We start from the raw sequence: 12,262 nt of genomic DNA on the forward strand, positions 1-12,262 counted from the left end.
CTGCTGCCGTACTTCTCGTTCATGACCTTCATGATCGCCGTGCCGACCGGGGTGAAGTTCTTCAACTGGATCGGCACGATGTGGAAGGGGCAGCTGACGTTCGAAACGCCGATGCTGTGGGCGCTGGGATTCCTGGTCACCTTCCTGTTCGGCGGCCTGTCGGGTGTCATCCTCGCCAGCCCGCCGCTGGATTTCCACGTCACCGACACGTATTTCGTTGTGGCGCACTTCCATTACGTGTTGTTCGGGACGATCGTGTTCGCGACCTTCGGCGGGATCTACTTCTGGTTCCCGAAGATGACCGGCCGGCTGCTCGACGAGCGGCTCGGCAAGATCCACTTCTGGACCACCTTCCTGGGTTTCCACACCACCTTCCTGGTCCAGCACTGGCTGGGCAACGAAGGTATGCCGCGCCGCTACGCCGACTATCTGCCCTCCGACGGATTCACCACGCTCAATACCGTGTCCACCATCGGCTCGTTCATCCTCGGCTTCTCGATGATCACCTTCGTCTGGAATGTGTTCCGCAGCTACCGCTACGGCGAGGTGGTCACGGTGGACGACCCGTGGGGGTACGGCAATTCGCTGGAATGGGCAACGACCTGCCCGCCGCCGCGGCACAACTTCTACGAACTGCCCCGGATCCGTTCGGAACGACCGGCATTCGAGTTGCACTATCCGCATATGATCGATCGCCTGCGCGCCGAATCGCATATCGGCTGGGGCGCCCCGCATACGGACGTCCACGAGACCGCGGCGGCCGAACCGGAACGGACCTAGATCGTCGGAACTGCCGGTGGCGGTGAGGGTTCCACAGGGCCGAGCCTGCGATGGACCACATGCTGCTGCACGAAGGTCCAGGTGTTGCCGGCCGCGAAGTAGACCAGAATGCCGATCGGCATCACCAGTCCGGCGACCAGTGTGCCGAGCGGGAACAGCCACAGCGTCATCGCGTTGATCAGCCGCATCTGCGCAGTGGTCTCGAGCTGGCGGGCGATCGACGCCCGCGCGGTGCAGTGGGTCGCGACGGCCGCGATCAGCACCAGCGGGATCGCCACCACGGCCACCGACGCGACCGAATCGGTGGAGGTGAGTGTCGCCGACAGCGGCGCGCCGAACAGATCGGCGTGCACGAACGACCGCACCTGTTCCGGTGCGAACACGTAATTCGCGGTGTCGGCGTTCTGTGCCGCCGTCATCGCGGTGGAACTGCCGAGGAACGGCACATGCGAGACCGCGGTGCGGTCGAAGGAATGCAGCACATGCAGCAGTCCCACGAACATCAGCAATTGCGCGAGCACCGGCAGACAGCCGCTGAGCACGTTGAAGTTGTGCTGCTGCTGCAGTTTCCGGGTTTCGACGGCGAGCCGCTCGCGGTCGTCACCGCATTCGGCGCGCAGCTGCCGCATCTTCGGTTGCAGCACCGCCATGGTGCGTGAGAAGCGGACCTGAGCCAGGTACGGCCGATACAGGACGGCGCGCAGGGTCACCACCAGCATGACGATCGCCAGGGCCCAGGACAGGCCGCTCGCGGCGCCGAACGGAACGGCGAATCCGGTGTGCCAGAGCCAGAGAACGGCGGCGACCGGGTAGTACACGAAATCGAGCATGGGATATCACCTCACTTCGAGGCACCCGTGAAGGTACGGGCGAGTGAACAGGGTCGGCCGAGCAGCCGCGCGTTCACTGCGGCCGGTGAGAGCACCGGCATGGTGACGCGCGATCAGCTCCGGTGACCCGGTGCCCTGGGCCGCACCCGGCCCGCCGTATCCGGATTGCTCTGTCGGAGAAAGGAACCCCGTCGCCGCTGCTGCGCGGAACCGGGAGGTCCACTGTGGACCGCGACCGGCACCGGCCGCATTCGGCCGGAACAGGCGGCGACCACCGCCAAGGCGAGAATCGCCGCGGCTCCGACCGCCAGCAGCGAATTCGGTTCGCCCGCAGGCACAACCGTGACGGCGACGATGGACAGCACGACGGCGCACAACATCAGCGCCGTCGAACGGATCCGCATCGCCATGCCGATCAGAGTACCGAACGTCCCCGCACGCCGAGCTCAGCCGACGACCTCATGTCCGATACGGGACCGCGGACCGACCCACGCAAAACGCCCACAGCGAACCAAGCGCTTGCTAGTGTCGGTGGGATGATCTCGACGATCGTCTGGGGTACGGGCAATGTCGGCCGTGCCGCGATCCGGGCCGTGCACGCGCATCCCGACCTGGAATTGACCGGGGTGCTGGTGCACGATCCGGCCAAGGTCGGGCGCGATGCGGGCCGGCTGGCCGGTCTCGACCACGACCTCGGCGTCACGGCCTCGGCCGATGTCGACGCCCTGCTGGCGCGCCATCCCCGGGCGGTCGTGTACGCCGCGTCCGGCGATATCCGGCCCGACGACGCACTGCGCGATATCGTCACCGCCATCCGCGCCGGCGCGGTGGTCGTCACGCCCGCGCTCTACGCGCTCTACGATCCGCGCAACGCCCCCGCCGAGGTGCGCGAGCCGGTGCGGGCGGCGATCGCGGCGGGCGGCGGTTCGCTGTTCGTCTCCGGTATCGACCCCGGGTGGGGTAACGACGTGCTGCCGTTGCTGGTGAGCGGGCTGGGGCACCGGGTGGACACGATCCGCTGCCAGGAGATCTTCGACTATTCCACCTACGACCAGCCGGATTCGGTGCGTTACCTGGTCGGGATGGGCCAGCCGATGGACTACGAACCGCCGATGACCGCGCCCGGCGTCCCGACCATGGTGTGGGGCGGGCAGATTCGGCTGATGGCACGCGCCCTGGGCGCCGAACTCGACGGTATCCGCGAGACGCTGGACCGCCGCGCCCTCGACACCACGGTGACCACCGCGGCGATGGGTGACTTCGAGGCGGGCACCCAGGGCGCGGTGCGGTTCGAGGTGCAGGGCATGGTCGGCGGCCGGCCGCGCATCGTGATCGAACACGTCACCCGCATCCATCCCGGCTGCGCACCGGACTGGCCGCGCCCGCCCGACGGTGCGGGCGCGCATCGCATCATCGTGGAGGGCGATCCGCGCATCGAGGTGACCGTCGAGGCCGAGACCGAGGGCGGTAACCGCGCCGCCGGCGGAAATGCCACTGCCGTCGGCAGATTGGTCAACGCCATCGACTGGCTGGCCGCGGCCGAGCCCGGTCTCTACGACGCCCTCGACGTTCCCTTGCGCCCCGCCGTCGGCAGATTCGCGAGCGCCCCATCCGAAAGGACACCGCAATGAACATCGATATCCCCGAGGGGAAGGATCCGATCGGCTACGTCTGGGGTGAGATGGTGCCGGGCATCGGACCCGCCGCCTCGAAGTTGTCGCTGGCGGTCTACTCGCACAGCACCCTCGGACTGCGGGAATTCGAGGCGGCGCGGTTGCGGATCGCCCAGATCAACGGCTGCCTGTTCTGTCAGGACTGGCGCACCGAACGCGACGGACAGAAGGTGGAGATCGGGTTCGACCAGGCCGTCACCGAATGGCGAACCACCGATTCCTTCGACGACCGGACCCGGCTGGCCGCCGAATACGCCGAACGCTACGCACTCGATCACCACAACCTCGACGACGAGTTCTGGACCCGGATGCGGGCGCACTACAGTCAGGCCGAAATCGTCGAGTTGAGTATGTGCATCGGCTCGTGGCTGGCGTTCGGCCGGCTCAACCGCGTGCTCGGACTCGACACCGTGTGCGTCCTGCCCGGCCACTGACCGCTGCTACTGCTCCGCAGGCGCGTCACTGCTTGGGCAGGGCCCCGGCCATCCCGCCGACGTCGGTCACCTTCCAGCCGCTGCCCGGATCGATGTCGACCGTGTAGGTGACGGTGGTCTGCGCCCCCTGGGGCGTCTGCGCGCTGGTGGAGTTGACGTCGAGGAACACGTCGACCTTGTAGACGCCGTTCTCGTTGCTCATCACCTTGGCGGCGATCGGGGTCGCCGACGAGGTCCACTTCAGCGGGACCAGGATCTCCTGCAGCTTCGGCGCGGTGGCGTCGAACTTCTGCGCCAGTTGCGACGAGGTGCCGGCCTTCAGTTTGCCGATCCACGCGCCGACGTTCTGGTAGTCGATATTCGAGGCGCCGACCGCGTAATCCGTGGCGACCTGTTCGGCATGCTGCTGCGCCGCCGCCCGGTCGTCGCGGTCGTGCAGATCGCCGCGCGCCGACAGCCACAGCGATCCGAAGACCGCGGCCAACGCGATCAAGGCCACTGCGGCCGCCGCCGTGACCACGGTGGAGAGCCGGATCGACAGTGTGCGAGGCGATTTCGCGGGTTTCGCCCCGGTCTCGGCGGCGGTGGACTCGGCGGTGGTGGACTCTGTGGTGGTGGGCACGGAGGACTCGGCCTCCGCGTCGACTGCCCGCTTCGGTTCGGTACCAGTGTCGTTCGACACGGTGTCCTCCTTCTCGGTGGTACTACTTGACATTGATCCGCACCCGCACGGTTCCGTCGGTGCCCACATCGTCGAGGGCCTGCGTGATCAGACTGGAGATGTCGATGCGCGGCGCGGCATTCGTGGTCGCCTCCGCGAGCGGCGCGAGCGCCGGCCCCAGCGACTTCAACTCCGGGCCGAGTTCCGCGAGCCGGTCGGTCAGCTTCGCCAGGAACGGCGCCAGACCGTTGCCCTCGGTGTAGCTTCCGGCGGGACGCGCGTCCACCATCCGGCCCACCGCCGCGACCAGAACGTTCAGGGCGTGGGTGAACCGCACGAACGCCGGCGCGGCCGTACTGGTGGCCGGACCGGCCCACTCGATGTCGGCCGCCGCGGCCTGAAAGCTGTTGAGCAGATCCGCGATTCGCGGGCTGCGGCTCATGATCGCGGCGGCCAGCAGATCTCCGGATCGCGTCAGATTCGGAATCGCGGCATCGGTGCCGTTCAGCGCGGAGCTCGCGGTGGCGACCAGCGAGCCCACCACCTCGGGATCGAGCTGGTTCATGGTCTTGGTGACCAGCCGCGCGACGTCCGGAATGGACAGCGGCATGCGCACATTCGACGTTTCCAGGCGCTGGCCGTCGTGCAGGTACGGCCCGTTGCCCGAGACGGGCCGGAATTCGACATACGGTTCGCCGAGGGCCGACAGATGTTCGATGGTCACCGTGCTGTCGGCCGGCACGCGTTTGTCCGCCGCCAGCCGCATCCCGACCTCGACACCCGCGGCGGTATGCCGCACGGCGGTCACGCGGCCGACCTCGAGTCCGGTGAGCAGCACCGGCGATCCCACGCCCAGACCACCGGAATCGGTCAGCACCATGGTGGTTCGGTGGTAGTCGGCGAACGGATCGGCGCGGACGACGCCGAAGGTCAGATAGCTCGCTCCCAGCACGGTGATCGCGACGATGCCGCCCAGCGAGGTCAGCACACCCCATCTCATCGCACCACTCCGATCATCCGCAGGGTCGCCAGGATGCGGTCGGTCTGCTGATCGGGCGGCACGTTCGCGGACGCATCCGAGCGCACACCGACGATGTTCACCTTCGGCCCGCGTTCGACGAACGGAATCACCTTGTCGCGCAACAGTTCCACGACGGCCTGCAGATTCGACGGACGGCTCAGGTCCACCGGGCCGGCCGAGAGCAGCAGCGGCGCGAACGCCCGGGCCGCCCCGTCGGCATCACGCAGCACCGGCCCGAGCCAGGTCAGCGACGCACCCACCGGCCCCAGCCCACCGAAGATCTTCGTCACGCCCACGATGGAGTCGGTGATGCCGTTCATCTGATCGACCGAGGTACGGCCGAGGATGTCGTCGAGCTCCGGCTGAATATCGTGCAGCACTTGCGCATTCGTGCCCAGACCGTTGAGCAGCGCGTCGACGCTGTCCAGGTTGTCGGCCAGATCCGTGGCATCGGTGGCCATGGTGTGCGAGATCCGGGCGGTCTGCGCCGGATCCTGCGGCAGCGTGCGATTGAACTGCTCGATGACGTCCTGCAGCTGGGTGACCGCACCGCCCTGGGTGAACGCGGCGACCAGAGCCATCGTATCCTCTAGTTGCACAGGCGGTTTCGTCTGTGCCATCGGGATCGTGGATCCGTCGTGCAGCAGCGTGCCGAAACCCTTCGGCGGTGTGGTCAGCGCGACGTGGATATCGCCGAGCACCGTGTTCTGCCGTAGCTCCGCGACGGTGGTCGCGGGAAGGCGCACCGACTTCGAGATGTCGGCGTCGACCACGACGTAGCCGCCGTGTCCGCCCGCGGCGCCGGGTTTCACGACGGTCACCCCGGAGACCGTGCCGACCTGCGCTCCGTTGGCCATGATCTTGGCGCGCGCGGGCAGGTTCAGCACATTCGAGAACTCGATGCGCACGTGGTAGGTCGGACCGGACACCGTGGTTCCCGGCACCGGTACCGACGACGGGTCGAACGCGCATCCGGCGGCCGACAGCGCGGCCGCCACGACGATCGCCGAGCCGAGCGTGAATCGCCGAAATCTCATCGCGCACCTGCCAATCCGAATATCAGGGCCGCCATGTCCACCTTCGCCAGACCGTCGGCCGCGGTGCAGCGTCCGGGGGCGAGGGCGTCGACCGCCGCGCACACCTGGTCGGCGTGGTCCTGCGGAATCGCCACCTTCGGCGGGGCATAACCGATGCCGGAGTCGCCGACCGTGTGCACGACCTGGGCCAGAACCGGTGTCAGCGAGATCATCTGGGCCAGTGAGCCCACGTTCGCGCGCAGGAATTTCACCAGCGGGACCGTGTCGTCGAGGGCGCGCATGATCGGATCGCCGAACAGGGTGGTGATGTCGTTGAGCATCGGCAGCACCTGACCGAGGCCGTCGAACAGCGCCGCGCCGGGCTGCAGCAGATCCTCGGTGGCCTGGTCCAGGACCGGGCCCAGGCGGGTGAGCATCGTCTTCAGCTCACCCCAGTGCGCCTCCACATCCTTGGACACCGAGGCGAACGCATCGAAAATGCCTGCCAGATGGGCGATATCGGCGTCCGGCGCGGAGAGTGCGGCGCCGAGCTTCTGCACCAGCGCGTTGATTTGCGGCCCCGTGCCCGCCGTGGCGTTGTCCAGCGAGGTGAGTCCGCGGGCGAGCGCATCGTGGTGCGCGGCGTCGGGGCCCTGGATCTGCGACGACAGCTGGGCCAGCGCGTTCAGGGTGTCGCTGATGCTCTTGGGGGTCAGAGTCTTGGTGAGGCAGTGGGCGGGATCCCAGCGCGCGGTGTCCTTGCCGCCGGACACCACCGCGAGTTCGCGGGAGGCCACGATGCTGTCCGACAGGGTCGTGGCACCGGCGTCGGCGAGGACCGGATGACCGGTGTCGACATCGAATTCGACCTTGACCGCGTTACCTTGCACGGCAACGGATTTCACCGTACCGACGGTGATGCCGCGCATGGTGACCTGGTTGCCGGGGTAGAGCCCGACGCTGTCGGGCATGATCGCGCAGTAGGCCGTGGTCGCCTTCAGTGGCTGGAACGCGACGAGATAGCCCACCACCGCGACCGCGACGACGGCCACCGTCCCGGCGATCGACATGAAGGCCCGCGAACCGAGCAGCTTGTGCAGCATCAGCAGTCCTTCCCCGGCACCGGAATACACCGGTGGGCGGCCGGTGCGCCGACCGTCTGCGCCGACTGATCGACGGTCACCGCGTCGTCCACACCGCTGAGTTGCGCGAACTTCTGCTGCAGGCTCTGCACCGTGCCGATCACCGGCTCGAGTTCGCCACCGAGCTTTTCCAACTGCGGCAGCGCGTCACTCAACTGCTGGAGTTTCGGTTTCAGTGCCGAATCGTAGGTGGGCGCCAGCGCCGCGACCCGCTCGATCACCGCGCGCAGCAACCGCACGCCCTCGCGCAGTTCGGCGCGCTTGTCGACCAGCAACGTCTCCATCTGGTCGACGTTGACCATCAAGCGGCCGAGATCGTGTTTTGCCCCGTCGTACATGGTGACGTATTCGTCGGCCACCGCGATCGCGTCGGTGACCTGGGTGCGCTGCCGGTTGAGCGCGTCGACGTAGGTGCCGAGCGTGTTCAGGGTGGTGCGCAGCGCATCCGGTGCGGACTCGATCGAGGTGTCCATGGCCGCGAGATTGCGGCGCAGCGTGTCGCCGTCGATCTGCCGCAACGGTTGCGCCGCGTCCTGGAAGGTCTGCACGAGACTGTAGGGAAGCCGCACGCGATCCATCGGAATCGCCTTGTCGCCCAGCGGTTCATCGCCCGCGGGAAACAGCGCGACGTAGTTGCCGCCGACGATGGTCAGCATCCGGATGTCCAACGTGGACCGGTCGCCGACGAAGACGTCCGAATCGACGGTGAACCGCATCCGCACCCGATCCGGATGCAGCTCGAGCGATTCCACCTTGCCGACCGGGATACCGGCGACGCGAATATCGTCGCCGACCTTCACCGACTGCGCTTCGGACAGTTCGGCGCTGTAGGTCTTCTTGCCGAACGGCACCACATACAGGATGCCGGCGGCCGCCACGCAGACCACGACCAGCGCGACGCCGACGATACCGAGCCGGATTTCCCGGCGGCGGGTGGTGGCCGCGTCCGCGACGCGCCGATTCAGCCGTTGCATATCGCCACCTGCTGTCCCGCGACGAGCACCTGCACCACCTGCGGTAGTTCGGCATTTCCCTTGGAGCACTGCGGTTTCCAGCCCGCCACCGGCTTCGGTGTGGCCGCGTCCAGTCCGCCGAGCAGGGCCGGCAACTTGCCGAAGACGTCCACGGCCTCTTTCGGGTCGGGGAACAGCCGCCGGATGAGCGCGTCGACATCGGTGCCGGACTGCAGGCCGAGGGCGTCGAACAGGCTGTCCAACGGTCCCAGCACCGACGGCGCGGCCATCGCGAACTGCGCCAGCCCGCCGATATTGGTCTGCAGGGCCTCGAAGATGTCGGTCAGCCGGGCCAGCAGCGGCACCAGGTAGTGCACCCGCCCGCCGACGCGCTGCGACAGATCGGACATGTTGTGGATGAGGGCGCCGATAACCTGCTGGCGGTTGTCCACGTAGGAGGCGAGCCGGCCGATCGCGGCCAGCACCGGTTCGACGTTGGTGCCGTCGCCCTCTATCAGCGCGACCATGCTGGCGCTGAACTGGTTGATCGCCTCCGGGGAAATGGTGGCCAGCACCGGTTTCAGGCCGTTGAACATGCTCGTGACATCGAACGACGGCACGGTGTGGTCGACGCCGATGGTGCGGCCGGCCGGCAGCCGCGTTCCCGGCTTCGGCTGCTGCTGCAGATCGATATAGCGCTGACCGGTGAGATTCTGATAGCGGATCGCGAGCTTCGAATTGTCGAAGATCGGCGCATCGGTCTTCAGCGACAACCGGACTCGCGCCAGTGCCCCGTCGAGCGAGATGTCCTCGACCTTGCCGACCTGCACCCCGAACTGGCGCACGTCGTCGCCCACCTTGAGCCCGTTGGCATCGGTGAACAGCGCCTGATGCGTGTCGGTGTCGCCGGCGACGGGCCGCTTGATCGCGGTGAACACCACCGACAGCACGACGATCATCACCACCGCGAACAGACCCAGCCGCCAGGCGGCGGCGCCGACCTTCATCGGATTCCTCCCAGCAGTGGTGCCAGCACCGGCACGCCGCGCACGTCGACTTCCGTGTCGAGCACCGGGCCGTCCGGGGTGTCGTGCAGTCCGGCGCGCAGGCGGCGCACGAGTTCGGTGAGATCGGCGCCGGATTGCTGCGGATGCGGAACCAGCTGCGCCAGGACCGCGAGCATCGGCGCCAGAGTGTCTGTGGCGCCGGACAATTCGGAACCGGCACGCGTGCCGAGGCCGGCCAGCGCGGGCAGCACGGAACCGGTCAGCGCCGTGGTTCCGGCGTCGTAGGAGCCCCGATGATCCTGCAACCGTGGAATATTGCGCAGCAGATCGAGCACCTGGATGGTCGCGCCCGCGAAGCGCCCGCCGCCGTCGAAGGCCGGGCCGAGCCGTCCGACCAGTTCGGAACTGGGCATCGTCTGGTTGTCGGTGATGGTCTGCGCTACCGAGATCAACGCCTGGGCCAGCGGCGTGAAACCACGCACATCGTTGGAGACCTGGGCGATCACCGTGGCCATCTGCGGAGTCAGCAGAGCGTTGCCGGTCTGCGACAGCCCGCGCAGCAGACCCCCCATGGTCGCGTCGTAGACCGCGTCGGCGCGCTGTCCGGTCAGGTCGATCGTCGACCCGCCGCGCAACGGGGCGCCGCCGGAACCGGGCCGCAGTTCGATCTCACTGATACCGAACAGGTTCGCCGGCGCGTAGTCCACCCGGAGGCTGTCGTCGATGCCGTGCAGCTGAGATCGGTCCAGCCGCAGACTGATTCGCTGGGTGCCCCCGTCGGCGGGCACGATCGCCGCGACCTCGCCGACTTGCACACCGTCCACCCGCACCGGTGTGCCGGCCAGCACGCCGTCACCGATCTGCTCGGTGTGCAGGGCGATGTGCAGACTGTCGTCGGAGCGCAGGCCGCGATAGGCCAGCGAGGCGATCGCGACGGCGGCCACGACCGCGATCGCGACCCCGCCGACCAGCAGCGAGCGCCGCTTGTCCACCGCCACTCCGGGCATTCCGTAATTCGGCACCTGTACTACCCCGTGAAGTCGATCGACGCGTTGAAACCCCACAGCATCAGCGTCAGCACCATGTCGATGGCCACGATCGCGACCGACGACGCACGCACCGCGCGGCCGGACGCGATGCCGACACCCTCGGGCCCACCGGTGGCGAAGAAGCCGTAATAGCTGTGGATGAGGATCACGACGGTCGCGAAGATCGCCACCTTGATCACCGCGGCGATCACGTCGAATCCGGAAACGAACTGGAAGAAGTAGTGGTCGTAGACACCGGCGGACTGGCCGTGGACCAGTGTGATGAGCCCGCGGCAGGCCAGATACGACAGGATCAGCCCGATCAGGAAGGTCGGCACGATCGAGATGGCCCCGGCGATCACCCGGGTGGTCACCACGAACGGGACCGACCGCAGGCCCAGCGCCTCGATCGCGTCGATCTCCTCCGAGATGCGCATCGAGCCGATCTCGGCGGTCATGCGGCAGCCGGCCTGGGCGGCGAATCCGATGGCGGCCACGATCGGGGCCAGCTCGCGGGTGGTGGCGTAGGCCGAGACGATGCCCGACACCGGGCCCATGCCCAGGATGTTCAGCATGGTGAAGGATTCGACGGCCACCGAGGCGCCCATCACCAGGCCCAGCACGATCATCATCGGCACCGTGCCGCCGCCGACGATCACCGACCCGCGCCCCCAGGTCATATCGGAGATGATGCGCAGCGTCTCGTCCCGATACCGCCTGAGCGTCAAGGGAATCGACGACAGCACCTGCCAGATGAAGGCCAGGACGAAACCCAGTCCCTCGACGCGCGCCAGGAGCAGACCGCGGCGGCGATAGAAGCGCACGAAGTGGCTGAGCCCCTTGGGCATATAGGTCGAAATCGCCACCTCAGACCAGCCTCGTCGGCAGGAACATCTCGACCACCTGGGTCACGCCGAGATTGACGATCGCGATCGACACCACCGACAGCACCACGGCCGCGTTCACGGCGTCGGCCACCCCGCGCGGGCCGCCCTTGGCCTCCAGTCCGCGCTGACAGGCGATGATCACCACCAGGAATCCGAACAGCACCGCCTTGAGCAGCGACACCCACACGTCGGCGACGGTGGTGAAGGATCCGAAAGTGGCCCAATAACTTCCGGGGGTGACGTTCTGCCCGCCGACGGCCACGGCATAGCCGGCGACGATGCCGACGAAGATGATGAGGATGTTCAGCAGCGGCGCGACGAGGATCATCGCCACCAGCCGCGGGATCACCAGCCGGTGGATCGGCGAGATGCCCATCGTATTGAGCGCGTCGATTTCCTCGCGGATAGTGCGGGCGCCCAGATCGGCGGCGATCGCGGCCGCGCCCGCGCCGCCGAGCAGGAAGCCGGTGGCCAGCGGCGCGCCCTGTTTGATCACCCCGAGCCCACCGGTCGCGCCGAGCAGCGAATCCGCGCCCAGGGTGTGGATGAGGTTGCCGACCTGCACCGAGACGATCACGCCGAACGGGATGGCGATCAGGATCGCGGGGATCGCGGTCACCGTCACCAGCCGCCACGCCTGCAGAATCGCTTCCCGCCACTGGAATTCGCGCCGGACGATGTCGGTGGTCGTGCCGGTCACCGATTCCCGGGCGATATCCACTGCCCTGCCGAAGGTTCGCAGTGCGGACACGACGGTGTCCGAGAAATTCTTGCGAACGATACGAACAGCGGACGCGCCCGAGGAGGCCCGGGTCACCGGCGCCATGGGC

At 67.6% G+C, this 12,262-nt stretch carries 14 protein-coding genes; 3 read left to right on the plus strand and 11 right to left on the minus strand.

Annotated elements, in window-relative coordinates:
* The coding region (locus NK1_RS26740; protein ID WP_174552756.1) for a cytochrome c oxidase subunit I at positions 1-780 on the plus strand (780 nt) is incomplete at its 5' end.
* Here the strand turns inward: NK1_RS26740 and yidC are convergent.
* The gene (gene yidC, locus NK1_RS26745) at positions 777-1,610 is read right to left on the minus strand and encodes a membrane protein insertase YidC (protein WP_063013068.1); all 834 of its coding nucleotides are present in this window, start codon (positions 1,608-1,610) and stop codon (positions 777-779) included. The two genes, NK1_RS26740 and yidC, sit on opposite strands and share 4 nt — an antisense overlap.
* Positions 1,611-1,723: 113 nt before the next feature.
* Positions 1,724-2,020 (minus strand): DUF6412 domain-containing protein, encoded by a 297-nt coding sequence (locus NK1_RS26750; RefSeq protein ID WP_063013070.1) that lies wholly within the window; start codon positions 2,018-2,020, stop codon positions 1,724-1,726.
* A gap of 126 nt (positions 2,021-2,146) precedes the next feature.
* On the opposite strand from NK1_RS26750, the gene NK1_RS26755 reads away from it, so the two are divergent.
* Together NK1_RS26755 and NK1_RS26760 are read left to right on the plus strand one after the other, a co-directional pair.
* On the plus strand, positions 2,147-3,241 hold the full coding sequence (locus tag NK1_RS26755; RefSeq protein ID WP_063013072.1) for an NAD(P)H-dependent amine dehydrogenase family protein: 1,095 nt from the start codon (positions 2,147-2,149) through the stop codon (positions 3,239-3,241).
* Entirely contained in the window at positions 3,238-3,717 is a 480-nt protein-coding gene (locus NK1_RS26760; protein ID WP_063013074.1) for a carboxymuconolactone decarboxylase family protein, read from the plus strand. Before NK1_RS26755 ends, NK1_RS26760 begins: the two co-directional genes overlap by 4 nt.
* Before the next feature lie 25 nt (positions 3,718-3,742).
* Here NK1_RS26760 and NK1_RS26765 read toward each other — a convergent pair whose 3' ends face one another.
* The 9 genes from NK1_RS26765 to NK1_RS26805 are packed head-to-tail and all read right to left on the minus strand — an operon-like array spanning position 3,743 to position 12,258.
* Positions 3,743-4,399, minus strand: a complete 657-nt coding sequence (locus NK1_RS26765) for a hypothetical protein (RefSeq protein WP_084461592.1) — start codon at positions 4,397-4,399, stop codon at positions 3,743-3,745.
* 22 nt (positions 4,400-4,421) lie between these two features.
* Positions 4,422-5,378, minus strand: coding sequence for an MlaD family protein (locus NK1_RS26770; RefSeq protein ID WP_063013076.1), 957 nt, complete (start codon positions 5,376-5,378; stop codon positions 4,422-4,424).
* A complete protein-coding gene (locus NK1_RS26775; RefSeq protein WP_063013078.1) occupies positions 5,375-6,436 on the minus strand; it encodes an MlaD family protein in 1,062 nt (353 codons plus the stop codon). Before NK1_RS26775 ends, NK1_RS26770 begins: the two co-directional genes overlap by 4 nt.
* Positions 6,433-7,518 (minus strand): MlaD family protein, encoded by a 1,086-nt coding sequence (locus tag NK1_RS26780; RefSeq protein WP_063013161.1) that lies wholly within the window; start codon positions 7,516-7,518, stop codon positions 6,433-6,435. Before NK1_RS26780 ends, NK1_RS26775 begins: the two co-directional genes overlap by 4 nt.
* Entirely contained in the window at positions 7,518-8,531 is a 1,014-nt protein-coding gene (locus tag NK1_RS26785) for an MCE family protein (protein ID WP_063013080.1), read from the minus strand. The genes NK1_RS26780 and NK1_RS26785 overlap by 1 nt, the downstream gene beginning before the upstream one ends.
* Positions 8,519-9,517, minus strand: coding sequence for an MlaD family protein (locus NK1_RS26790; RefSeq protein ID WP_063013082.1), 999 nt, complete (start codon positions 9,515-9,517; stop codon positions 8,519-8,521). Before NK1_RS26790 ends, NK1_RS26785 begins: the two co-directional genes overlap by 13 nt.
* Positions 9,514-10,539, minus strand: a complete 1,026-nt coding sequence (locus NK1_RS26795; RefSeq protein WP_084461594.1) for an MlaD family protein — start codon at positions 10,537-10,539, stop codon at positions 9,514-9,516. Before NK1_RS26795 ends, NK1_RS26790 begins: the two co-directional genes overlap by 4 nt.
* A 5-nt stretch (positions 10,540-10,544) precedes the next feature.
* Complete coding sequence (locus NK1_RS26800; RefSeq protein WP_063013084.1) at positions 10,545-11,411, minus strand: MlaE family ABC transporter permease; 867 nt, start codon at positions 11,409-11,411, stop codon at positions 10,545-10,547.
* Between the two features lies 1 nt (position 11,412).
* Positions 11,413-12,258 (minus strand): ABC transporter permease, encoded by an 846-nt coding sequence (locus NK1_RS26805; protein WP_039776857.1) that lies wholly within the window; start codon positions 12,256-12,258, stop codon positions 11,413-11,415.
* Between the last annotated feature and the right edge of the window lie 4 nt (positions 12,259-12,262).

The organism is Nocardia kruczakiae NBRC 101016 (genome assembly GCF_001612965.1).
Taxonomy (GTDB): Bacteria; Actinomycetota; Actinomycetes; order Mycobacteriales; family Mycobacteriaceae; genus Nocardia; species Nocardia kruczakiae.